The organism is Rhodopseudomonas palustris (assembly GCF_034479375.1).
Lineage (GTDB): Bacteria > Pseudomonadota > Alphaproteobacteria > Rhizobiales > Xanthobacteraceae > Rhodopseudomonas > Rhodopseudomonas palustris_M.
The window spans coordinates 3,491,106-3,515,535 of sequence record NZ_CP140155.1 but is presented as its reverse complement, the minus strand read 5'-3'; the positions used below and the strand labels follow the sequence as shown (position 1 = coordinate 3,515,535).

The following is a 24,430-nucleotide window of genomic DNA, read 5'->3' as shown; positions in this document are numbered from 1 at the left end:
TTCCATCGCCGGCGCGAAAGCCGGATCGATCAGTAGGTCGGGCGGCTCAGAAGCCGACGCCGATCATCGCCGCGGCGCCGCCGCTCGGCCGCGAGGTGGCCTGCTGGCGGACGCGCGGTTCGGGCCGCTGCTGCCGGCGCTCCTGCTTCGCCTCGCGGCGGGCCGGCTTGCGTCGCGCCCCGCGATCGTCGTCGTCGCGCTGGCGGCCTGTCGCCGCCTTCGGCTCGTCGAGCGTCTTGCTCGCGACGCAGCTATTCTCCTTGGCGACCTCGCCCGCCTTGCACTCCAGCGGGCACACCCGGCCGGATTGTTTGCCGAGGTCGGACACCAGCGCCTCGGTGACGCTGATGTCGCTCGAAGGCTGACCCTTGATACTCAGATAGCGCCCGAGCGCCGTCCTGGTCTGGTCGCCGAGCACGCCGTCGGGCTTGGCGCCGAGGCAGCCGATCCGCGCCAGTTCGGTCTGGGCCGAGCCAACCAGTTGCGGCGAGTTCGGCATCGCGGCGGCGCGTTTTTCGGCTTCGAGCTTCAACCGGTCGATCGCCATGGCGACCATTGGCTGCAGCCGGCCGCAGGTAATCGACTTGGCGAAGGCCGTCATGTCGTCCAGCGCCGAGGGCGTGTCGCTCTTGCCGTTGAGGTCGTCGAACTTGGCCTGCTGATCCTTGCAGACCGTTTCCTGAATGGCAGCCTCCGCGGCCTTGCGCCGCTCGTCCTCGGCCTGTTTGGCCCGCTTTTCGCTCTCGGCGCGCAACGCCGCGGCCTCCTGCGCGGACTTCTGGCGTTCGGCTTCGTCCGCCTTGCGTTTCGCTTCGGCCGCCCTGCGCTCGGCTTCCTCCGCCTTGGCTTTGGCTTCGGCCTCTGCCTTCTGGGCGCGGCGTTCTTCCTGCTCGCGCTTGCGCGTGGCGGCCTCCTCGGCCTTCTTCTGCGCGGCCTGGAGCTTCGCCAGTTCGGCGGCGCGGGCGGCCGCCTCGCGCTCGGCGCGGGCGCGCTCCTGCCGCTCGCTGGCGATCTGCTGCAGCAGTTCGAGGCGGCTCTGGGCCGTGATCGAAAGCGGCGAATCCGGATAGCGCTTGATGAATTTCTGCAGCGCCGCGATGTCGCTGCTGTCCTTGACGCGATCCCAATCCAGCGCTTCCCGGGAATTGACTTCGCGCCCCGGCGCCACCGTGTCGGGATCGACCGCCGCGGTCTTGATCCGACCTGCCGCCGACGGGGGTTCGCTGCTCGGGACCTGGTCCGTCAGGCTGGCGATCTGGGCGCGGGCCAGATCGGCGTAGAAGCCGGTCTGGTAGGTGGCGAGGAACACCTCCCAGGCGCGGCGCGAGCCGATCTTGGCGACCAGATCGTAGTCGGCCTTGACGTCGCTCGCCGTCGCCTCCTTTGCCACGGCCGGCGCCGGCACCAGCGACACGTTGCCGCCGCCGAGCGAGCCGTACACGAACGGCTCCTGCTTGTTGCCGGTGACCTTCATCACCTCGTCGCGCACCCGGCCGAACGCCAGCCGGATATCGAGCCCGGGCACCGTGAGGTTTTTCAGGATCGCGGTCGTGAACGGGCTGTGATCGCCGGAACCGTCCTCGGCGGTGGAGCCGGCCTTCGCCGCATAGGCTATCAGCGTATCGGTGCTGGTCGGTTCGACCTTGCCGAGGCCGGACACGACATTGCGGCTCGCGACCTTGCGCTCGCGGCGCATCCGCACCGTGAACGGGTTGTCACGGCAGGCGTCGAGGATCACCACGCGCAGCTTCTGCGCGCCGTCGGCGGACGACACCAGGCGCTCGAGCGGAATTGCCTCGTCCTCGGCGTCGCGGTCGCTGGCCAGCCGTGCGTCGGTCGGGATCAGGTAGTTGGTTCCGCTGATCTCGATGCCGTGGCCGGCGTAGTAGATCACCGCGACGTCGGCCTGGTCGGCATCGGTCTCGAACTTGCGGATCGCGCGCTTGAAATCGAGGTTGCCGGCGTCGATCACCCGGGTGACGTCGAAGCCGGCATCCTTGAACATCCGCGCCACGGCGTCGGCGTCGCGCGACGGATTGGGGAGCTGCGGAACGCTCTGATACAGCGAATTGCCGACCACCATGGCGACGCGCCTGGCTTCGGCCAGCGCAGCGCCGGACGATACCGCCACCGCCAGGATGGCGGCGACAATCGTCGCTGCAATCGGACCAAGACGCTCGATCATGTCGATTCCTGAGGGCGGCTCGCCGCCGGGTAGATCCTCATTCATTCAAGACGGAACGATGCGTGACGAGCGCGAGCCTGATGCAAATAACGTGACGCAACGCAGCGTGACGCGAGTTCCGGTCGCTCGTAGAGAGATCAAATCCCACTATCATCCTATCCGCAACCCGGCGCCCGATCAATCATGACCGGCGCCGGGGGCGATCGGCGGCGCGTCGCACTTACTTCGCCGCTTCGTCGTGCTCGGCCATGTTGACGATCTGGACGCGGCGGTTCTCCGCCGCGAGCGGATCGGCGGAGGTCTTGAGCTGCTTCTCGCCATAGCCGACCGCGACCAGATTGTCGGGCTGGATCCGGTAGCGCTCGATCAGGTAGCTCTTGACGGCTTCGGCCCGCCGCTCCGACAGGCTCTGATTGTAATCGTCGCCGCCCTTGGCGTCGGTATGGCCGGCCAGCATCACGATCGAATTCTTCAGGTCGCTGCTGGTCAGGGCGTCGCCGAGGCTCTTGAGCTGCGGTTCCGCCCGCGGCGACAGGGTCGCGGAATTGTAGTCGAAGTTGATCTCGAGATCGATCGTCGGCCGCTTGGCGGCGATCGCCGCGATCTGGTCGCGGTCGCCGGCCGACAGCGAGCGGGTCCGGCTGACCCGCTTGATCGTGGCGAGATCTTCCGGACTCATCGCCGCGCGGGTTCCGCTCAGGCTGCGGGTCTTCGAGGCCTTGAGCTGATCGCGGATCTGCTGCGAGGAGACCTCGCCGGCCTCCGTCGCCGCCGTGCTGATACCAAGGCTGCCGGCCAGAACGGCGGCGGCCAGCGCCAGGCTGATATTGATCTGCCGAATCATCATGGTTCGCTCCATCTGGCCGGGATCGCTCTGCGATGGGCCGGTCCTCATGGTGATCACTATGCTCCCTGAGTGCTGCGTATCGCTGTGACGTAAGTCACTCAGGGTGAAGGTTGGAGGCGCGGCCGGTAACGGCGGCAGTGAGCAGGGCAGGCGCGCCTCCCCTCTGGCTTTGGACGCCGGACGAACGCTAATTGTTCAAGCGGTTCGCGAATTTAGTCGGCAAACGAATCACTTGAATCGAGCCGCGGAGGTAGCTGTTAGCGAGTATGTACTCGGCTGATCCGTCCGCTCGGACGGTGCTACCTGTGTGAATAGTAATCGGCGTCACAGATGTTGCTGCAATAGCACATGAACTTGAATTATCGGGTTCTGCACCCCTCCCGCCAACCTCGTCCTTGCCCGTGTCGATTCCCGTGACTTAGAAATACTACGAAACATCCCGTCAGCCTCGGCGGCGCGGATGACGACGAGATTTCAGATTATCGATGGGGGTCGATAGGTATGCGGAACGCTCGGACACGAATTCTGGCAGGCTTCGCTTTCGCAATGGCCGCTTCGGTTTCCACCGGCGCCGTTGCGGCGTGTACCGGCACCGGCAGCTTCGTCCCGGGTCTGGTACCCGGCTTCAACCCGTCATCGGTTCTCCCGTTCGCCGCCGGCGGCGCCGTGAATTCGCTGGTGTCGGCGATCAATACCGCCAACACCGCGTTTCTCACCCAGTCGACCGCCTTCGTCAGCGCGCCGGGCAATCCGGGGCCCAATCAGGAAGGCGGCGGCGTCTGGACCCGCGCGATCGGCGGTGAAGTCACCACCAAATCGACCAGCACCACCACCAACGTCGCGGTCGGCGGCGCCGGCCTGCCCGGCACGGTGACCTGCGACAATGAGAACAAGCTCAGCTTCGCAGGCGTCCAGGTCGGGGCCGATACCTCGATCCTGAACTACAACGGCTGGAACCTGCATCTCGGCTCAACGGTGGGCTATCTCGGCGCCAAGTCGCGCGACAAATCGTCGGCCGGCGTGCTCAATCCGCTCGGCGGCACTTTCGAGGACACGTTGCAGGTTCCATTCGCGGGCGTCTATGTGGCGATGACCAAGGGCGGCTTCTTCGCCGACGGCCAGGTCCGGCTCGACTACTACCAGAACTCGGTGAGCGACCCGATCGTCGGCGGCATCTTCGGCCAGAAGCTGGATGCCCGCGGTCTCTCCTTCACCGGCAATGTCGGCTACAATCACGCGCTGCCGAACAACTGGTTCATCGAGCCTTCGGCCGGCGTCGTGGTTTCGAAGGTCAAGGTCGATCCGCTCAACGTCACCGGCTCGCTGGTGCTGCCGGCGAACTTCACGCCGGGCGTGACCTTCCCGGGCCAGTTGCAGGTCGACGACATCAACAGCACGCTCGGTCGCTTCAGCCTGCGCGGCGGCACCAGCATCGCCTCCGGCAACATGATCTGGCAGCCGTTCGCGATCGCCAGCGTCTATCATGAATTCAGGGGTGCGGTGACTTCGTCGTTCAACGGCGCGGCGGCCTCGGCCGTCACCGGCATTCCGTCGGTGACCGGCAACATCTCCAGTTCCAACCTCGGCACCTACGGCCAGTTCGGCCTCGGCGTCGCCGGCCAGATCGTCAACACCGGGCTGCTCGGCTACGTCCGTGCCGACTACCGCACCGGCGATCACATCGATGGCTACAGCCTGAACGGCGGCGTGCGCTATCAGTTCGCCCCCGAGGCGGTGGTCGCGGCCCCGCTCTACACCAAGGCGGCGAAGGCTCCGGTGCTGATCCGGTCGGCCTATAACTGGACCGGCTTCTTCATCGGCGGCAGCTTCGGCGTGCTGAACGGCCGGACCGACTGGACCTTCCAGCCGGGCGGCACCACCACCGATCCGCGCTTCGCCGGCGCCATCGGCGGCGGCCAGATCGGCTACGACTACCAGTTCGGCAAATGGGTGGTCGGCGTCGAAGGCGCCCTCAACGCCACCAACGCCAACGGCGCGCGTCCGTGCCCGTCCAGCGTGTTCTTCACCTGCGAAACCAACGTCAGCTGGATGGGCACCGCGACCGCCAAGCTCGGCTATGCGCTGTGGGATCGCTCGCTCTGGTACGTCCGCGGCGGCGGCGCCTTCGGCGACCTGAAGGTCACCACCACCTGCAACACCGGGCCGTTCAACCCGCTCGCTCTGGCCGGCTGCGGCGAGAGCGCCAGCCGCAGCCGCGCCGGCTGGACGATCGGCATCGGTTCGGAATTCGCGCTCAGCCGGAACTGGACGGTGCGGACCGAAACCAACTACTTCGACATGGGCCGCGAGCGCTACGAGACGCCGACCTCGACGATCGACGTCAAGCAGAACGGCTTCATCTCGACCGTCGGCCTGAACTATCGCTTCGCCCCGACCGTGCTGGTGGCGAAGTACTGAGCGCTGCGTTCGGGTCACCCCGACCGACAAAGGCTCCGGCGCAAGCCGGGGCCTTTCGCGTTCCAACACTGTTTGCTCAAGACTGTCTTCTCAAGACTGTCTTCTCAGAGTCTGACCGACAATGCAGGCCGCCAAATCAACGCCCTATCCCCGTCATTGCGAGCGAAGCGAAGCAATCCAGTGCGCCAAGCACAGGAGTCTGGATTGCTTCGTCGCTTCGCTCCTCGCAAAGACGAACTCAAGCGCCTGATCTTGTTGCTCTCATTTTGAGTCAGACTCTCAAGGCTGTCTGCTCAGGACAGTCTGCTCAGGACTGCCGCCGTCGGCCCGAGCCGACCGATCGTCAGCCGGCCGACAGCCGCGGCTTGGTCGCCGCCGGCTGGTCCTGATCGTGGCTCGCCTGGATCAGATCCAGGTGCCGCTCGATCTTGCCGAGCGCCGCCGCCAGATCGGCGCGCTCGCGCGCCGACAGGCACGACAGGATCTCCTGTTCTCGCCGCTTCAGCCGCGGCACCAGCTCGCGATACAGCGCGCGGCCCTTGTGCGTCAGTTGCAGCCGGAATTCGCGGCGGTCGTCCTCGTTCTCGACGCGCTCGATCAGTTCGCGCTCCAGCAGCGCCGTCACCGCGCGGCTGATGGTCGATTTGTGCGTCCTGGTGCACTGCGAAATGAACTGCGCCGTGCAGGCGTCGTCGCGGAAGCCCAGCGTGGCGAGAATCCGCCAGCCCGGAATATCGAGCCCGTAGCGCTGCTGATATTCGCAGGCCAGCGCCGCGCTGACCTCGGCGGCAAGCCGGTTGAGCTGAAACGGCACGAACGAAAACAGATCGAGCTTGCTCAAAAAAATCTCCGGCTCGGGTTGCGCGGCGTCGCGAGGCCGGCTTAGATGGTTGCAAATGAAACTATCATGCAGGAGGACGCCTTGACCAGCGCTTTGCCGGGCCGCCCATGTCTCCCCGGTCTTCCGGGCCGAAAAGGCTGAGGCCGATGCCCCTTCAGGCTCCGGCGCATTTCCAGTTCGGCTACCGCCGTCACCCCGATCAGGACCGCGCAGCTCTGGATGGTGGGCGCGATCCGGCCCGCCATCCGGTGGTGGTGGTCGGCGCCGGCCCGGTCGGGCTGTCGCTGGCGATCGATCTGGCGCAGCGCGGGCAGAGCGTCGTGCTGCTCGACGACGCCGACCGGATCGGCGAGGGCTCGCGCGCGATCTGCTTTTCCAAGCGCGCGCTCGAAGTCTGGGACCGGCTCGGCGTCGGCTCCCAGATGCTCGACAAGGGCGTGGTCTGGCAGGTCGGCAAGATCTTCCGCCGCGACGAGATGGTGTACCGCTTCGATCTGCTGCCCGAGACCGGCCACAAGATGCCGGCCTTCATCAACCTGCAGCAATACTACGCCGAAGCGTTTCTGGTCGAACGCGTCCAGCAATTGCCGCAGATCGATCTGCGCTGGCGCAACAAGGTGATTGCGCTGGCGCAGCACAACGACCATGCGGTGCTGACGATCGAGACGCCAGACGGCGCCTATCGGCTCGCCGCCGACTATGTCGTCGCCTGCGACGGCGCCCGCTCGGCGCTGCGCGGTCTGGTCGGCGCCGAATTCGCCGGCGAAGTGTTCGAGGATCAGTTCCTGATCGCCGACGTCAAGATGACGGCGGAATTTCCGACCGAGCGATGGTTCTGGTTCGATCCGCCGTTCCATGCCGGCCAGTCGGCGCTGCTGCATCGCCAGCCCGACGATGTCTGGCGGATCGATCTGCAGATCGGCGCCGAGGCCGACGCGGCGGTCGAGCGCTTGCCCGAGAACGTCCGGCCGCGGATCGAGCGGATGCTCGGCCATGGCGATTTCTCGTTCGAGTGGATCTCGGTCTACAAGTTCCAGTGCCGCCGGATGCAGCGCTTCCTGCACGAGCGGGTGATCTTCGCCGGTGATTCCGCCCATCAGGTCTCGCCCTTCGGCGCGCGCGGCGCGAACTCCGGGCTGGAAGACGGCGAGAATCTCGCCTGGAAGCTCGCCATGGTGTTGCGCGGCGAGGCGCCCGCGAGCCTGCTCGACTCTTATGAAATCGAACGCGGCCAGGCCGCCGACGACAACATCCGGCATTCGACCCGCTCGACCGATTTCATCGCGCCGCATTCGACGCAGGAGCGCCGGCTGCGCGATGCCGCGCTCGCTCTCGCCAAGGAGGTCGACTTCGCCAAGCGCATGGTCAATGCCGGTCGGCTGTCGACGCCGTCGGTGTACCAGTCGCCGTTGTCGACGCCGGATGCCGATGCCTGGGCCGCGGGCCCGAAGCCCGGCGCCGCGATGCTCGACGCGCCGCTGACGGCGGATGGCGAGCCGATCTATCTCACCGAGGCGTTCAAGGCCGCGGCCTGCGGCTTCGTGCTGCTGGAGAGCGCCAATGGCGCGGCGGCGCCGGTGCCGCAGGGTGTGCGCGGCGTCCGCATCGGCACGGACGCGCCGTTGCGGGACGACGAGGGCGTATTCGCGAAACGCTACGACGCCACCCCGGGCTCGGCCTATCTGCTCCGCCCCGACGGCTACGTCGCCGCCCGGTTCAGGCACCCAACACGAGAAGCGCTCGACGCCGCGCTGGCGCGGGCGAGTGGACGATAAGGGCGTGGCGATGAAGTCTCTCGTGATCACGAGTTTCGAACAAACTCCGCGATGCGCAGGGCCGAACCTCTCCCCGCGAGCGGGGAGAGGTCGACCGGCGAAGCGCAGCGAAGCCGGTCGGGTGAGGGGGCGTCTCGACGAGGCCGAGACTTCGTGCCCGCGTTGCCCCTCACCCCAACCCTCTCCCCGCAAGAGCGGGGCGAGGGAGCTCGCCGCGGTCGGGGCGAAGGCCGTGCGCAGCAACGATCGCTTGAAGGGGAGGGCCTCTCAATGACCGTCGCCCTCTCGACCCAGAGCAACTTCGCCGATCCGGACGCCGCCTATCGGCTGATCGTCGAGGCGCATCGCGGGCTCGGCGACGAGCAGAGCGCGGCGCTCGACGCGGCGCTGGTGCTGATCCTCGCCAATCACATCGGCAATCTGGATTTGTTGCGCGAGGCGGTGACGCTCGCGAAGCGGAGTGTGGTGGATGGAGGGTAGGGATGGTGTTCGACGGAAACGCCGCGGTGACAGCGTCGTTGCCCTCAAGTCCGTCATTCCGGGGCGCGCGAAGCGCGAACCCGGAATCTCGACGTTGTGAACAAGACAGACGCAGAACAGCTCGGGATTCCGGGTTCGCTCGCTGCGCGAGCGCCCCGGAATGACGGGCTCCAATTCGATAACTAACAAGGACCACCACATGGCCAAGGGCTTCGCTTCCACCACCGACCTCGCCGAGAAGAAGGTGACGTTCTCCGAGATCGGTCCCGATCTCTACGCCTTCACCGCAGAGGGCGATCCGAATTCGGCGGTGATCGTCGGCGAGGACGGCTGCCTGGTGTTCGACGCGCAGGCGACGCCGGCGATGGCCGGCAAGGTGATCGAGCGCGTCAAGGCTGTCACCGACAAGCCGATCAAATACGTCGTGCTGTCGCATTATCACGCGGTGCGCGTGCTCGGCGCCTCGGCCTATGGGGCCGAAGGCATCGTCGCCTCGCAGGAAACCTTCCGCCTGATCGAGGAACGCGGCCAGCAGGATTGGGATTCCGAATACGGCCGCTTTCCGCGGCTGTTCCAGGACGCCGAGAGCATTCCCGGCCTGACCTGGCCGACGCTGACCTTCGACGGCGAGATGTCGATCTATCTCGGCAAGCGCGAGGTGCGGCTGATGCAGCTCGGCGCCGGCCACACCTCGGGCGACATCGTCGCCTGGGTGCCCGACGCCGAAGTGATGTTCACCGGCGACCTCGTCGAATATCACTCGGCCTGCTACTGCGGCGACGCTTATCTGCGCGAATGGCCGATGACGCTGAACGAGATCCGCGAGTTCAACCCCAAGGCGATCGCGCCCGGCCGCGGCGACGCGCTGAAGGGGCTGGAGACGACGCGCGAGGCGATCGCGATGACGCGCGATTTCGTCGGCACGCTGTACGGCGCCGCCGAAATCTCGGTCGCCCGCGGCCTCAGCCTGAAAGACACCTGGGACGCGACCCGCGAGAAGATGGACCCGAAGTTTTCGAGCTTCGCGATCTATGAGCACTGCCTGCCGTTCAACGTCTCGCGCGCATTCGACGAGGCCTCGGGCATCGACGATCCGGTGATCTGGACCGCCGAGCGCGACCAGGAGATGTGGGCCGCGCTGCAGGGCTGATACGTCCGGCCGGGGGGCGACATCATGCGTAACGGAATTGGAGGATGACATGAACATCAACGCCGCGCCGCAGATCGTCGGCCAGGTCTCGCAGGGCATCACCCCGGGCTACATGTCCGGCTTCGGCAATTCGTTCGAGACCGAGGCGCTGCCCGGTGCGCTGCCGGTGGGGCGCAACTCGCCGCAGCGCGCGGCCTATGGGCTCTATGCCGAGCAATTATCAGGCTCGCCCTTCACCGCGCCGCGCGGCGCCAACGAGCGCTCGTGGCTGTATCGCATCCGGCCCTCGGTGAAGCACTCCGGCCGCTTCGCCAAAGCGAACATGGGACTGTGGCGTTCCGCGCCTTGCCTCGAGCACGACATGCCGATCGCGCAATTGCGCTGGGATGCGCCGCCGATGCCTGCGGAGGACGTCACCTTCGTGCAGGGCGTGCGGACCATGACCACGGCCGGCGACGTCAACACCCAGGCCGGCATGGCCGCGCATATGTATCTGATCACCCAGTCGATGGTCGATCAGCACTTCTACAATGCCGACGGCGAATTGATGTTCGTGCCGCAGCAGGGCCAACTGCGGCTGGTCACCGAATTCGGCGTCATCACCATCGAGCCCGCCGAGATCGCGGTGATCCCGCGCGGCGTCAAGTTCCGCGTCGAACTGGTCGACGGCCCGGCGCGCGGCTATCTGTGCGAGAATTACGGCGGCGCCTTCACGCTGCCGGAGCGCGGTCCGATCGGCGCCAATTGCCTGGCCAATTCGCGCGACTTCCTGACGCCGGTGGCAGCCTATGAGGACAAGGACACGCCGACCGAATTGTTCGTCAAATGGGGCGGATCGCTGTGGCAGACGACGCTGCCGCATTCGCCGATCGACGTGGTGGCGTGGCACGGCAACTACGCGCCGTACAAATACGATCTGCGCACCTTCTCGCCGGTCGGCGCGATCGGCTTCGATCATCCCGATCCGTCGATCTTCACCGTGCTGACCTCGCCGTCCGAAACCGCCGGCACCGCCAATATCGACTTCGTGATCTTCCCGGAGCGCTGGATGGTGGCGGAAAACACCTTCCGGCCGCCATGGTATCACATGAACATCATGTCGGAATTCATGGGGCTGATCTACGGCGTCTACGACGCCAAGCCGCAGGGCTTCGTTCCCGGTGGCGCGTCACTGCACAACATGATGCTGCCGCACGGGCCGGATCGCGAGGCGTTCGATCACGCCTCGAACGGCGAACTGAAGCCGGTGAAACTCACCGGCACGATGGCCTTCATGTTCGAGACCCGCTATCCGCAGCGCGTCACCGAATACGCCGCGACCGCGGGCACGCTGCAGGACGACTACGCCGATTGCTGGCGCGGCCTGGAGAAGCGCTTCGACCCGAGCCGGCCATGACCGGGGTTGCCGATCACGACGCCGCGGTGCTGTACGGCTACTTCCGTTCCTCCGCGGCGTATCGGGTGCGGATCGCGCTCAATCTGAAGGGCGTCGTCTTCGCGCAGCGCTATGTGCATCTGCGCAACGGCGAGCAGAATCTCGAAGCCTTCCGCTGGATCAATCCGGCCGGCTCGGTACCGTTTTGGCGTGAGGGCGATTTCAGTCTGGCGCAATCGCTGGCGATCATCGAATATCTCGACGAGACCCATCCCGAGCCGCCGCTGCTGCCGAAAGATCCCAAGGCTCGTGCGATCGTCCGCGAGATGGCGTACGCGGTCGCCTGCGATATCCATCCGCTCGGCAATCTGCGGATTCTGAAACGGCTGACCGAACTCGGCGTCGACGACATCGAGCGCGCGCGCTGGTCGAAGCAATGGATAGAGCAGGGCTTCGCCGCGATCGAGGTCCGGCTTTCGCAGACGCCGGGGCCTTTTGCTTTTGGCGAGCAGCCGACGCTCGCCGATCTGTGCATCGTGCCGCAGGTGTTCAACGCCCGCCGCTTCGACGCCGACCTCGCCCCGTTCGAACGCATCCGCCAGATCGAAGCCGAGGCAATGAAACTCGACGCCTTCGTGGCGGCGGAGCCGGGACGTCAGCCGGATGCGGAATAGCTTGTTCCGTCATTGCGAGGAGCCGAGCAATCCAAAGACTTCAAGCTCAAATCTCTCAACCCGTCATGCCCGGGCTTGTCCCGGGCATCCACGAAAGCTGCGTTGCCGCAAAGAAATCGTGGATGGCCGGGACAAGCCCGGCCATGACGGCATACTTGTGAACGACGCCCCACCCAACGAAGTCGAGACTATCATGCATCCCAACGATCCGCGCCTGCGCTCCTTCATCGATGTGAAGGCTGACTCCGACTTCCCGATCCAGAACCTGCCGTATGGGGTATTCTCCACCGCGAACAACGCGTCGCCGTGCGTCGGCGTCGCGATCGGGGACTACGTGCTCGATCTCGCCGCGTTGCAGAGCGCGAAGCTGCTCGAGCTGCCGGACGGCGTGTTCGCGCAATCCTCGATCAATGCCTTCATGGCGCTCGGCCCGCAGGTCTGGCGCACCACGCGGGCGCGGATCAGCGCGCTGCTGCGCCACGACAGCGCCGAGCTGCGCGACGACGCCGCGCTACGCGAGCAGGCGCTGATCCCGATGCGCGACGTGAAGCTGCACCTGCCGCTGCGCGTCGAGGGTTTCACCGATTTCTATTCGTCGAAGGAACACGCCACCAATGTCGGCACCATGTTCCGCGACAAGACCAATCCGCTGCTGCCGAACTGGTTGCACATCCCGATCGGCTACAACGGTCGCGCCTCGACCGTGGTGGTCAGCGGCACCAAGATCCACCGCCCGCGCGGCCAGCTCAAGCCGCCGTCGGCCGAATTGCCGAGCTTCGGCCCGTGCAAGCGGCTGGATTTCGAGCTCGAGATCGGCGTCGTGGTCGGCCAGCCTTCGGCGATGGGCACGATGCTGACCGAACAGCAGGCGGAGGAGATGATCTTCGGCTTCACGCTGCTGAACGACTGGAGCGCGCGCGACATCCAGCAATGGGAGTACGTGCCGCTCGGCCCGTTCCAGGCCAAGGCGTTCGCGACCTCGATCAGCCCGTGGATCGTGACCCGTGAGGCGCTGGAGCCGTTTCGCGTGCACGGGCCGACGCAGCAGCCGACGCCGCTGCCCTATCTGCAGCAACAGGGCGCCAACAATTACGACATGGCGCTGGAAGTCGCGCTACGAACCCCGGCGATGAACGCGCCGGCGCGGATCAGCGCCACCAACTTCAAGTACATGTACTGGTCGTCGGTGCAGCAACTGGTGCACCACGCCTCCAGCGGCTGCGCGATGACTATCGGCGACCTGCTCGGATCCGGCACCGTCTCCGGGCCGGAGAAGGATCAGCTCGGCAGCCTGCTCGAACTGAGCTGGAACGGCACCGAGCCGGTGTCGCTCCCCGGCGGCGAGAGCCGCGGCTTCCTCGAAGACGGCGATTCGCTGATCATGCGCGGCTGGTGCCAGGCCGACGGCTACCGCGTCGGTTTCGGCGAGGTCGAGGGGACGGTGCTGGCGGCCGCCAACTAACAACTCGCATTCGTCATTCCGGGGCGCGAGCGCAGCTCGCGAACCCGGAATCCCGGCGTTCAGGGCACCTCGAGATTCCGGGTTCGCTCACTTCGTGAGCGCCCCGGAATGACGAACGGGAGGTCGTAGTCGTAGGGTGGGCAAGAGGCGCGCAGCGCCGTGCCCACGCGGCGGCGTCGGATTGGTGGCGCGTGGGCTTCGCTTCGCCCAGCGCCACCCTACAGGCTGCTCCGAACTAACCGCCCCATTCCTTCGCCAGGCCGGCCAGATCCGCCTGCAGCGGCGTGCGGACCGACGACGGCGTGCGCGAGAACCGCGGCGCGGGTGCCGGCTGGGTGTGGCCTTCGTGCTTGATGAAGACTTCGCGCGCCACCATGTGCGGATGCTGCGTCGCTTCCGCCATGGTCAGCACCGGCGCGAAGCAGACGTCGGTGCCTTCCATCAGCTTGCACCATTCGTCGCGCGTCCTGGTCTTGAACACCGCGGTCAGCTTCTCTTTCAGCACCGGCCAGTTCTTCGGATCCATCTGGCCGTCATATTGCGGGTCGGTCAGGCCGGCGAGTTCGCGCAGCAGTTTGTAGAACTGCGGCTCGATCGAGCCGATCGAGACGAAATGCCCGTCCTTGCATTCGTACACGCCGTAGAAATGCGCGCCGCCGTCGAGCATGTTGCTCTCGCGGCCTTCCTGCCAGCGGCCCGCCGCGGTCATGTCGAAGAACATCGTGATCAGCGAGGCGGCGCCGTCGCACATCGCGGCGTCGACCACCTGGCCCTTGCCGGACGATTTCGCCTCGAGCAGCGCGGCCAGCATGCCGACGACGAGATACATCGAGCCGCCGCCGAAATCGCCGACCAGGTTGAGCGGCGGCACCGGCCGTTCCGCCGGGCCGATCGCGGCGAGCGCGCCGGTGATCGAGATGTAGTTGATGTCGTGGCCGGCCGCCTGCGCCAGCGGGCCGCTCTGGCCCCAGCCGGTCATGCGGCCGTAGACCAGTCTCGGATTGCGGCCGAGCACCACGTCGGGGCCGAGGCCGAGCCGCTCCATCACGCCGGGGCGATAGCCCTCGATCAGCGCGTCGGCGTTGTCGAGCAGCGCCAGCACGCCGTCGAGCGAGGCCTTGTCCTTGAGGTCGACCACGACGATCTTGCGGCCGCGGGCGGCGGCGCCGCGCGGCGTCTGGCCGGCGCGCGAAAGCGTGATCACTTCGGCGCCCATGTCGGCCAGCAGCATCGCGCCGAACGGCCCCGGGCCGATGCCGGCGAATTCGACGATGCGGATGCCGGCGAGCGGTCCGCTGGCGCGGCCGGAGGTCTGCGGCTTCTTGGAGGCGGTCGCTGTGTCTTGCACCTTGGGTGTCCATTGTTGTTGTCCGCGTCGCGCGGAGCGGTTGTGGTCGCCCGGAAATCACCACGGCGGGCGCATCGAGGGCAAGCGCCTTTTCAGCGCAGCGCTGCATGCCGCCATGCGACCGCGCCGCACAAAACAGAACGGCGCGCCAATCGCGCACCGCCTGCCGTCATGTGGAATTATCATGTCGGGCGCAACGGCGATCGGCACACTAACCGCGAACAGACGCCGCCGGTCGCGCGAGCGGCAGCGCGCTCCCTCGCCCCGCTCTTTGCGGGGAGAGGGTTGGGGTGAGGGGCGACGCGAGTCGCTGCCTCTCGGCCTTGGCGAGACGCCCCCTCACCCGGATCACCGCTTCGCGCTGATCCGACCTCTCCCCGCGCGCGGGAGAGGTGAAGTGCCGGCACGCGGGGAGAGGGGAAGCCCAAGCAGAACGTGACGTTCAGCCGGCAGCCTCGACCGCGCGTTGTGCCATCACGCGGATCAGATTGGCGCGATAGTCGGAGCTGCCGTGGATGTCGGCCATCAGGCCGTCGTCCGACACCTTCACATTGTCCAGCGCGGCCGCCGACCAGTTCGCCTTCAGCGCGTCCTCGATCACGGGAACGCGCATCACGCCGTTCTGCGATGCGCCGGTGGCGGCGACGCGGATCTCGCCGGACTTCAGCCGGGCGACGAACACCGCGGTGAGCGCGAAGCGCGACGCCGGGTTGCGCATCTTGGCGTAGCCGGCCTTCTCGGGGATCGGGAACGAGATCGCCGTGATGATCTCGTTGTCCTCGAGCGCGGTCATGAACAGCCCCTTGAAGAACTGATCCGCCGGGATCTCGCGCTTGTTGGTCTTCACCGTTGCGTTCAGCGCCATCACGGCGGCCGGATAGTCGGCGGCCGGGTCGTTGGTCGCCACCGAGCCGCCGATCGTGCCGCGATAGCGCACCGCGGGATCGCCCAGCACCGAAGTGAGATGCGCGATCGCCGGGATCGTCCGCTTCACGTCGGCATTGTGCATGATGTCGTAATAGGTCGTCGCCGCCCGGATGGTCAGCGCGTCGGCGCTGGCCTCGATGCCGATCAGTCCGGGAATCTTCGCGATGTCGATGACGTCGCTCGGCCCGGCGAGGCGCTGCTTCATCACCGGCAGCAGCGTGTGGCCGCCGGCGAGATATTTCGGGTCGCTGCCCTTGCCGAACAAGGCGACGGCTTCGTCGACGGTCGAGGGTCGGTGATAGTTGGTGGAATACATGCTGTGTCCTCCCTCAGGCCGCGTGGATCGCGTGCCACACCCGGTCGGGCGTCGCCGGCATTTCCAGTTTGTTGTTGCCGATCGCGTCGGTGATGGCGTTGATCACCGCCGCCGAGGCGCCGATCGCGCCGGCCTCGCCGCAGCCCTTGACGCCGAGCGGATTGCCCGGACACAGCGTCTCGGTGTGCGACACCTTGAACGACGGCACGTCGTCGGCGCGCGGCATCGCGTAGTCCATGAACGACGCGGTGACGAGCTGGCCGGTGTCGTCGTAGATCGCGTTCTCCAGCAGCGCCTGGCCGATGCCCTGGACGAGTCCGCCATGGACCTGGCCCTCGACTATCATCGGGTTGATCAGCCGGCCGAAATCGTCGACCGCGACGAAGTTGACGAACGAGGTCTTGCCGGTGCCGGGATCGACTTCGAGCTCGCAGATGTAGGAGCCCGCCGGGAAGGTGAAGTTGGTCGGATCGTAGAACGCGCTCTCCTTCAGGCCCGGCTCCATGCCGTCGGGCAGGTTGTGCGCCGTGTAGGCGGCGAGCGCGACCATCGGCAGCGCGATCGATTTGTCGGTGCCGGTGACCTTGAACTCGCCGTTCTCGATCACGATGTCGCCCTCCGACGCCTCGAGCTGATGCGCCGCGATCTTCTTGGCCTTGGCCTCGACCTTCTCCATCGCCTTGAAGATCGCCGACATCCCGACGGCGGCGGAGCGCGAGCCGTAGGTGCCCATGCCGAACTGCACCTTGTCGGTGTCGCCGTGGACGATCGAGACCTGGTTGATCGGGATGCCGAGCCGGTCGGCGACGAGCTGCGCGAACGTCGTTTCGTGGCCCTGGCCGTGGCTGTGCGAGCCGGTCAGGATCTCGATGGTGCCGACCGGATTGACGCGTACTTCGGCGGATTCCCACAGGCCGACGCCGGCGCCGAGCGAGCCCACCGCCTTCGACGGCGCGATGCCGCAGGCCTCGATGTAGCAGGAGAAGCCGAGCCCGCGCAGCTTGCCTTCCGCCTTGGCCTTTTCCTTGCGCGCCTGGAAGCCGGAATAATCGGCGGCCTTCAGCGCGGCGTCGAGCGACGCGTTGAAGTCGCCGATGTCGTAGGCCATGATCACCGGGGTCTGATGCGGGAACTGGGTGATGAAGTTCTTGCGCCGCAGTTCGGCCGGGTCGACCTTCAACTGCCGCGCCGCGGTCTCGACCAGCCGCTCCAGCAGATAGCACGCCTCGGGCCGCCCGGCGCCGCGATAGGCGTCGACCGGCGTGGTGTTGGTGTAGACGCCGATCACCTCGGCATAGATCGCCGGGATGTTGTACTGGCCCGACAGCAGCGTGGCGTACAGATAAGTCGGCACCGAGGACGAGAACAGCGACATGTAGGCGCCGAAATTGGCGTGGGTCGTCACCCGCAGCGCCAGCATCTTGTTGTCCTTGTCGAACGCCATCTCGGCCTTGGAGACGTGATCGCGGCCGTGGGCGTCGGTCAGGAACGCCTCGGAGCGGTCGCCGGTCCATTTCACCGGGCGGCCGACCTTCTTGGAGGCCCACAGCGCCACCATCTCTTCCGGATAGATGAAGATCTTGGAGCCGAAGCCGCCGCCGACGTCGGGCGCCACCACCCGCAGCTTGTGCTCGGGCGCGATGTTGTAGAATGCCGACAGCACCAGCCGGGCGACATGCGGATTCTGCGAGGTGGTGTACAGCGTGAAGTGCTCTTCCGCCTCGTTGTAGTCGGCCAGCGCGGCGCGCGGCTCCATCGCGTTCGGCACCAGCCGGTTGTTGGTCAGCTCGAAGGTCACGACATTCGCGGCCTTGCCGAACGCCTCGTCGACCGCCTTCTGGTCGCCGATCTCCCAGTCGTAGACGATGTTGCCGGGCGCTTCGGGATGAAGCTGTGCGGCGCCGGGCGCGATCGCGGCCTTGATATCGGCGACCGCGGGCAATTCCTCGTACTCGACCACGATGGCTTCGGCGGCGTCGCGGGCCAGATTGCGCGTTTCGGCGATCACCACCGCGACCGCCTGGCCGACGAAGCGCACCGTCTCCGGCGCCATCGCGGGCCACGCGCCCATCTTCATCGCCGAGCCGTCCTTGGAGTGGATTGCCCAGCCGCAGATCAGATTGCCGACCTTGTCGTCGACGATCTGCTGTCCGGTGAGCACGTCGACCACGCCCGGCATCGCCTTGGCGGCCTCGACGTCGATGCTCTTGATTCTGGCGTGGGCGTGCGGGCTGCGCAGGAAATACGCGTGAGTCATGCCGATGATCTTGATGTCGTCGACGTAGCGACCCTTGCCGGTGATGAAACGCCGGTCTTCCTTGCGCACGACGCTGGCGCCAATTCCCTCGATGCCCATTGTGTTTGCTCCCTGTCCGACTGCGTCGGCCGCGACGTTGACGACGCGGGCGCAGCGCTCGATTTATTTGATAGGTGACGAAAGTGGCTGAGGCGGCAGTGCTTATTCTGCGGCCTGCGCCATCTTCATGCGGGACGCGGCGTCGAGCACCGATTTGACGATGTTGTGATAGCCGGTGCAGCGGCAGATGTTGCCTTCGAGCTCCTGGCGGACGGTCTCTTCGTCGAGGCCGGCGCCGTGCCGGTTGACGATGTCGATCGCCGACATGATCATGCCGGGCGTGCAATAGCCGCACTGCAGGCCGTGATTGTCGCGGAACGCCGCCTGCATCGGGTGCAGTTCGTCGCCGCGGGAGATGCCTTCGATCGTGGTGATGTTGGCGCCGTCGGCCTGGCCGACCAGCGTGGTGCAGGATTTCACCGCGCGGCCGTCGATGTGGACGATACAGGCGCCGCACTGGCTGGTGTCGCATCCGACATGGGTGCCGGTCAGGTTCAGGTGATCGCGCAGTAACTGGACGAGGAGGGTTCGATCCTCGACCTCCGCCGTGACGGCTTTCCCGTTGACAGTCATAGAGACTTTGGACACGCGCAGTCCTCCCGCTGAATTTTTAATTGTTCCAATTAGAGGCACGGTCGCGGGACTTTGCAACTGGGATTTTTTCGCTGTCGGGCCGCTGCAAAGTGTTAAGCTTCGATGACGGTTCGGTAACCGCAACAACCTGAGCGGTCGTCCGCGACGACCGGATGGCCCTGCTGACGAGGGGCTTCTTCACGCGTGATCGCGGCTTTGCGATCTCGAGGCGCTTACGTTGCGGTGCAGCGACAGCCTGGAATGTGCCGGCCGAGCCGGCGGCCAATCGTGAGGCGTCGACGGAACTTGGCGATCTTGCTTCCGGGGCGCTCGACCGGCCGGCCGAGACCTGGCTCCGGCGACGCGATGAGCACCGGCTGGCAGTTCAGCCGATGCTCTCTTCGTCGTTCGCGGCCGGCAACCGCCCGACTTTGCCGACCATCCTGATTGAAGTCGCTGTCTCCCGGCGCCGTTGCGGGCGCCGATCCATCAGGCGTTGTTGGCCGCGTGCAACAGCGCCCTTACGGAGGCCGTGGCGACGTCGGGATCGATGCCGACGCCGAATATCGGTCGGCCATCTGCTGTGCGGCATTCGACATAGGCCGCGGCCTGCGCGGTGGCGCCGTAGCCGATGGCATGCTCCTGGTAGTCTGCGACGTCGAGCGCCGGACCACCCGCTTCTTCGAGCGCTGCCACGATCCCGGAGATCAGGCCATTGCCTCGCCCCGAGAGCGAACGGACCACACCGTCGATTTCGATGCGGCCAACGAACGTCCGTTGCCCCACCGGGCCGATCTCCTCGTAGTCCACCAGTACGAACCGGTCGGCCGGGCGTTGCAAGTAACAGCTTTCGAAGCACCGCCAGATGTCGGAGGTGTTCAACTCGCGACCGAGATCATCGGACAGCTTTTGCACATGCGCGCTGAAATCGGCCTGCATGCGTTTGGGCAGTTTCAGTCCCTTGTCCTGCTCCAGCACCCAGGCGACGCCGCCCTTGCCGGACTGCGAATTGACGCGGATGACGGCTTCGTAGGTCTCGCCGATGTCCGCCGGATCGATCGGCAGATACGGCATCTCCCAGAGGCCATCGTTACGCTGCGCGTGTGCGGCAAACCCCTTGCGGATGGCGTCCTGATGCGAGCCGGAAAAGGCCGTGTGCACCAGCTCACCGACATAGGGATGCCGCGGATGGATCGGCAGTTCGGTGCAATGCTCGACCGTGTTCACCACCTCGCGCATCGCCGGAAAGGAAAGCCTGGGATCGATGCCTTGCGTGTAGAGATTCAACGCCAGCGTCACGAGATCGACGTTTCCGGTTCGCTCGCCGTTACCGAATAGGCAGCCTTCGACGCGATCGGCGCCGGCGAGCAGCGCCAGCTCGGCGGCGGCAACCCCGGTGCCCCGATCATTGTGCGGGTGCAGGCTGATAACGACGGAGTCCCGCCGCGAAATATGGCGGCAGAACCACTCGATCTGATCGGCATAGACATTCGGCATTGCGACTTCGACCGTCGCCGGCAGATTCAAGATCACCGGGTGCTCCGGTGTCGGCTGCCACACATCGAGCACGCGCTCGCAGATTTCCAGCGCGAAGTCGGGTTCTGTGAAGCAGAAGGTTTCAGGCGAATACTCGAAGGTCCAGTCGGTGCCGGGGCGCTTCAGGCTCTCATCGCGCATCGCCGTGACGCCCTTGACCGCCAGATCAACGACGTCATCCCGCTCCATGCCGAACACCACACGCCTGAACAGCGGCGCAGTCGCGTTGTAGAGATGGACGATGGCGCGCTGCGCGCCCTCCAGCGACTCGAACGTTCGCGCGATTAGGTCGGTTCGCGATTGGGTCAGAACCTGGATTGTCACGTCGTCGGGGATTTTGTCGTCGTCGATCAGCCTGCGAACGAAATCGAATTCGGTCTGCGATGCCGAGGGAAAGGCGACCTCGATCTCCTTGAAGCCGATCGCGACAAGCAAGTCGTAGAAGCGCTGCTTGCGTTCGACGCCCATCGGGTTGGCCAGCGCCTGATTGCCGTCGCGCAAGTCGGTGGACAGCCAGCGTGGTGCCGCAGTGAGGCGCCGGGACGGCCATTGCCGATCCGGGAGGTTCATGGGCGTGACAAAGGGACGATATTTGGTTTCCGGGTTCTTCAACATGCTGGATTTCCGTTGCGCGCGGGGAAGCTCAAAGCGGGCACGGCTGGATACGGGCGCCGGGTTGCCGTCAGTCCCGGCGACCGCCAGTAAGTCGAAGCGCCATGGAACGGAGGCGATGCTGGTGAGCCCCGCTCGGGGCGCAGGTGCGCGAACCTCGCTCGATGGCCGCGGGATCCGCAAGACGCGGTTGGGCGTGGCGGCGGATGATAGGAGCGATCGAATCCACGGGAGTATCCTGATGCCAGACCGGCCCCTACCTAAACCATCAAGCCGGTGATAATCTCGCGCGGGAAGATCAATCATCGTCGCGAAAGGATCATGTTGGGCAATGCCGGTGCAGGCGGTCACTGATCATGTTGCCGTCCTCAGCCAGGATGCGCCCCGTTTCGCCAGCCTCCGCCATTCCCATTCGCAAGCGCAGCTCATTTACGCGATCAGCGGCGTCGTCTCCGTGACGACAGCCGACGGGACCTGGGTCGTGCCGCCGAGCCGCGCGGTCTGGGTGCCGGCCGGTATCGAACACGACACGCGAAGTCATTCCGCCGTGCAGTTCCGCGCGCTGTTGGTCGAGTCGTCGGAGGCAAAAGGACTGCCCGTCGTCTGCACGGCGATAGAGGTCACGCCCTTGCTGCGCGAATTGATCCTGCGCCTCGCCGTGATCGCCGACGCCCCAGGACGGAAAGAGTTCAGGTGCGCGGTCACGCAGCTCCTGCTCCTGGAACTGGCGCGCCTGCCGGTCGAGCCGCTCAGTTTGCCGACCCCCAGCCATGCCCAGCTCGCTCGCTTTTGCGACCAGATCCGGGGCGAGCCGGCCCGCTCGATCGCGCTCGTGGACGCCGCTCGCGCGCTTCATATGAGCCGGGCCAGCCTCATGCGCCTGTTCCAGCGTGAAACGGGCATGAGCTTTCTTCGCTGGCGGCAGCAGGCGCGTCTGTTGCACGCGTTGTCGCTCCTGGCCGAAGGACAATCGGTTCTGAACGTGGCGTTGGCTTGTGGTTATGACAGCCCAAGCGCCTTTTCTGCGATGTTCCGACGCTCGCTCGGCAGATCGCCGAGCGCGTATTTCGCGCCCGCGCGGCGTTAAACGAAGCCATTCCCGTGCAGCGTGACGCGGGGCCACCGGGCGGCCGTCCCGAATCATCGGGAACCGATGCCGTCGACTTCCGTTGTCTTCGCAACCGATCCGCCGCCCGCGGCGGATCGCCACGTTCGGCGCTTGCGGCGTGGCTCAACGCCGGAGCGAGGTGAATGGCCATTCCGACCAGCGCCGTGATCAACGAGCCGCCGCGGGCGCGGGCCGATGGTGCCGCCGGTGTCATCGAAACGGACATTCCGTCGCGGCTGGACGGATTGCTGTGGAGCGGCTTTCATACCCGCGTGGTGGTCGCGCTCGGCGTCACTTGGATTCTGGACGGCCTCGAAGTGACGCTCGCCGGCACTTTGTCGGGCGCGCTGAAACAGCAGCTTCAATTCTCCAACCTCGATGTCGGCCTCGCCAACAGCGCCTACCTCGCCGGCGCGGTGATCGGCGCGCTCGGCTTCGGCTGGCTGACCGACCGGATCGGCCGCAAGAAACTGTTCTTCATTACGCTCGCGCTGTATCTCGCCGCGACCGCTGCGACGGCGCTGTCATGGAATGTCTGGAGCTACGCACTGTTTCGATTTCTCACCGGCGCAGGCATCGGCGGCGAATACACCGCCATCAACTCGACGATCCAGGAACTGATGCCGGCGCGCTATCGCGGCTGGACCGACCTCGTCATCAACGGCAGCTTCTGGATCGGCGCGGCGCTCGGCGCGGTCTGCGCCATCGTGTTGCTCGATCCGGCGGTGATCGATCCCGGATATGGCTGGCGGCTGGCTTATTTGACCGGCGCCGTGCTCGGCCTGGTGGTGTTCGTGATGCGGCTCTGGATTCCCGAAAGCCCGCGATGGCTGATGATCCACGGCCGGCCGCGAGAGGCCGAAGCGATCGTGGCCGATATCGAGCGCACGGCGCGCGCGGCGCCGGAGGCGGAGCACCGCATCAAGTCGAAGATTCGGCTGCAGATGCGCAGCCACACGCCGCTGCGAGAGGTCGCGCACACGCTGCTTACCAAATACAGGCAGCGGTCGTTCGTCGGGCTGACGCTGATGGCGGCGCAGGCGTTCTTCTACAATGCGATCTTCTTCACCTACGCGCTGGTGCTGACCGACTTCTTCGGCATTCCGTCCAGCCATATCGGCTGGTACATCCTGCCGTTCGCAGCCGGCAATTTTCTCGGCCCGTTGCTGCTCGGACGATTGTTCGATACGATCGGCCGCCGCAAGATGATCGCATTCACTTATGGCATGTCGGGAATTCTGCTCGCAGGGTCGGGCTATCTGTTCTCGATCGGTGCGCTGACCGCGCAGACTCAGACGATCGCCTGGATGGTGATCTTCTTCTTCGCATCGCCGGCCGCGAGCGCGGCCTATCTCACGGTCAGCGAGACCTTCCCGCTCGAAGTCCGTGCGCTGGCGATCGCAATCTTCTACGCGATCGGCACCGGAATCGGCGGCGTCGCCGGCCCGGCGCTGTTCGGCGCGCTGATCGATACCGGGTCGCGTACCACCGTGTTCGCCGGCTATCTGCTCGGCGCGAGTCTGATGATCGTCGCCGCAATGGTCGGTTGGCGTTATGGTGTGGCGGCCGAACGCAGGTCGCTGGAACAAGTAGCGCGGCCGCTGGCCGCTGTAGAGGGAAACCGATGACTTCGAATCTCGCCGACGACGCCCCGCGGCCGACCACCAATTCCGTACCGGTGCCGAGCGCGCTGGTGCCGCATCTCGACCAATGCGCGCTGCTGCTCGATATCGACGGCACGCTGCTCGACCTCGCGCCGACGCCGCGCGAAGTCTGGGTGCCGCCGGAACTCGAGCAGACGCTGCGCGCCCTGCACGAGCGCACCTCCGGCGCGCTGGCGCTGGTCAGCGGCCGCTCGATCAACGATATCGATCTGATCTTCGCGCCGTTGAAACTGCCCGCGGTCGGCGGCCACGGCGCGGAGATGCGGCTGTTGTCCGGCGCCGAACGGGTCGCGACCAATGTGCCGCCGCTGGATCCCGAGTTGAAGAGCCGGCTCGCCGCGATCGCGCGGATCAGCCCCGGCATTCTGCTCGAGGACAAGGGCTATTCGCTCGCGCTGCACTACCGGCTGGCGCCGCACACCGAGAAGGCGATCTATGAATCCGTCGCTGCGATCCGCGCCGAGAATCCGCACGCGCCGCTCGAAGTGCTGCCCGGCAAGGCGGTGTGCGAGATCAAGCATGCCGGCGTCACCAAGGCGACCGGCGTGCTCGAACTGATGACTCACGAACCGTTCAAAGGTCGCCGGCCGGTGTTTCTCGGCGACGACGTCACCGACGAAACGGTATTTGCGATCATGCCGGAACTGCGCGGTCTCGCATTTTCGGTGGGACGCCACAGCGATATCGTGGCCGGACATTTCGACGAGCCGCGCGACGTGCGGGCCTGGCTCGCGCGGCTGCTCGATCCACAGTTTGTCACAACTTAGCCGCAAGATTTTTGGG

Annotated in this window: 18 protein-coding genes; 10 read left to right on the top strand and 8 right to left on the bottom strand. The window is 66.0% G+C overall.

Features of this window, described 5'->3' with window-relative positions:
* Positions 1 to 46: 46 nt before the first annotated feature.
* Together SR870_RS15940 and SR870_RS15935 are read right to left on the bottom strand one after the other, a co-directional pair.
* Entirely contained in the window at positions 47 to 2,185 is a 2,139-nt protein-coding gene (locus SR870_RS15940; protein ID WP_322514515.1) for a caspase family protein, read from the bottom strand.
* A gap of 220 nt (positions 2,186 to 2,405) precedes the next feature.
* Entirely contained in the window at positions 2,406 to 3,032 is a 627-nt protein-coding gene (locus tag SR870_RS15935) for an OmpA family protein (protein ID WP_322514514.1), read from the bottom strand.
* Positions 3,033 to 3,578: 546 nt separating this feature from the next.
* On the opposite strand from SR870_RS15935, the gene SR870_RS15930 reads away from it, so the two are divergent.
* Positions 3,579 to 5,450 carry an autotransporter domain-containing protein gene (locus tag SR870_RS15930; RefSeq protein WP_322514513.1) on the top strand — a complete coding sequence of 624 codons (1,872 nt, stop codon included), beginning with the start codon at positions 3,579 to 3,581 and terminating at the stop codon, positions 5,448 to 5,450.
* 343 nt (positions 5,451 to 5,793) lie between these two features.
* Here the strand turns inward: SR870_RS15930 and SR870_RS15925 are convergent, their stop codons facing one another.
* The gene (locus SR870_RS15925) at positions 5,794 to 6,291 is read right to left on the bottom strand and encodes a MarR family transcriptional regulator (protein WP_322514512.1); all 498 of its coding nucleotides are present in this window, start codon (positions 6,289 to 6,291) and stop codon (positions 5,794 to 5,796) included.
* A gap of 146 nt (positions 6,292 to 6,437) precedes the next feature.
* On the opposite strand from SR870_RS15925, the gene SR870_RS15920 reads away from it, so the two are divergent.
* From SR870_RS15920 to fahA, 6 genes are all read left to right on the top strand, one after another.
* Complete coding sequence (locus tag SR870_RS15920) at positions 6,438 to 8,066, top strand: FAD-dependent oxidoreductase (protein WP_322514511.1); 1,629 nt, start codon at positions 6,438 to 6,440, stop codon at positions 8,064 to 8,066.
* Between the two features lie 270 nt (positions 8,067 to 8,336).
* On the top strand, positions 8,337 to 8,546 hold the full coding sequence (locus tag SR870_RS15915) for a DUF2783 domain-containing protein (RefSeq protein WP_322514510.1): 210 nt from the start codon (positions 8,337 to 8,339) through the stop codon (positions 8,544 to 8,546).
* Between the two features lie 199 nt (positions 8,547 to 8,745).
* Positions 8,746 to 9,696, top strand: coding sequence for an MBL fold metallo-hydrolase (locus tag SR870_RS15910; RefSeq protein ID WP_322518284.1), 951 nt, complete (start codon positions 8,746 to 8,748; stop codon positions 9,694 to 9,696).
* Positions 9,697 to 9,745: 49 nt separating this feature from the next.
* Complete coding sequence (gene hmgA, locus SR870_RS15905) at positions 9,746 to 11,092, top strand: homogentisate 1,2-dioxygenase (protein ID WP_322514509.1); 1,347 nt, start codon at positions 9,746 to 9,748, stop codon at positions 11,090 to 11,092.
* Entirely contained in the window at positions 11,089 to 11,745 is a 657-nt protein-coding gene (gene maiA / locus SR870_RS15900) for a maleylacetoacetate isomerase (protein ID WP_322514508.1), read from the top strand. Before hmgA ends, maiA begins: the two co-directional genes overlap by 4 nt.
* 193 nt (positions 11,746 to 11,938) lie before the next feature.
* Positions 11,939 to 13,207: a fumarylacetoacetase gene (gene fahA / locus SR870_RS15895; protein ID WP_322514507.1), complete on the top strand. Its 1,269-nt coding sequence runs from the start codon at positions 11,939 to 11,941 to the stop codon at positions 13,205 to 13,207.
* Between the two features lie 235 nt (positions 13,208 to 13,442).
* Here the strand turns inward: fahA and SR870_RS15890 are convergent, their stop codons facing one another.
* The 5 genes from SR870_RS15890 to leuA form a co-directional block, all read right to left on the bottom strand.
* Positions 13,443 to 14,555 (bottom strand): CaiB/BaiF CoA-transferase family protein, encoded by a 1,113-nt coding sequence (locus SR870_RS15890; protein ID WP_322514506.1) that lies wholly within the window; start codon positions 14,553 to 14,555, stop codon positions 13,443 to 13,445.
* Positions 14,556 to 14,997: 442 nt separating this feature from the next.
* Positions 14,998 to 15,798 (bottom strand): xanthine dehydrogenase family protein subunit M, encoded by an 801-nt coding sequence (locus SR870_RS15885; RefSeq protein ID WP_322514505.1) that lies wholly within the window; start codon positions 15,796 to 15,798, stop codon positions 14,998 to 15,000.
* Between the two features lie 13 nt (positions 15,799 to 15,811).
* Positions 15,812 to 18,154 (bottom strand): xanthine dehydrogenase family protein molybdopterin-binding subunit, encoded by a 2,343-nt coding sequence (locus SR870_RS15880; protein WP_322514504.1) that lies wholly within the window; start codon positions 18,152 to 18,154, stop codon positions 15,812 to 15,814.
* Positions 18,155 to 18,256: 102 nt separating this feature from the next.
* A complete protein-coding gene (locus SR870_RS15875; protein WP_322514503.1) occupies positions 18,257 to 18,742 on the bottom strand; it encodes a (2Fe-2S)-binding protein in 486 nt (161 codons plus the stop codon).
* 474 nt (positions 18,743 to 19,216) lie between these two features.
* Positions 19,217 to 20,878 (bottom strand): 2-isopropylmalate synthase, encoded by a 1,662-nt coding sequence (leuA, locus tag SR870_RS15870; protein WP_322514502.1) that lies wholly within the window; start codon positions 20,876 to 20,878, stop codon positions 19,217 to 19,219.
* 328 nt (positions 20,879 to 21,206) lie between these two features.
* Between leuA and SR870_RS15865 the strand changes: the two genes are divergently transcribed.
* From SR870_RS15865 to otsB, 3 genes are all read left to right on the top strand, one after another.
* A complete protein-coding gene (locus SR870_RS15865; RefSeq protein WP_322514501.1) occupies positions 21,207 to 21,962 on the top strand; it encodes a helix-turn-helix transcriptional regulator in 756 nt (251 codons plus the stop codon).
* 164 nt (positions 21,963 to 22,126) lie between these two features.
* Positions 22,127 to 23,611: an MFS transporter gene (locus tag SR870_RS15860; protein ID WP_322514500.1), complete on the top strand. Its 1,485-nt coding sequence runs from the start codon at positions 22,127 to 22,129 to the stop codon at positions 23,609 to 23,611.
* Entirely contained in the window at positions 23,608 to 24,414 is an 807-nt protein-coding gene (gene otsB / locus SR870_RS15855) for a trehalose-phosphatase (protein ID WP_322514499.1), read from the top strand. The genes SR870_RS15860 and otsB overlap by 4 nt, the downstream gene beginning before the upstream one ends.
* The last annotated feature ends 16 nt before the right edge of the window (positions 24,415 to 24,430 follow it).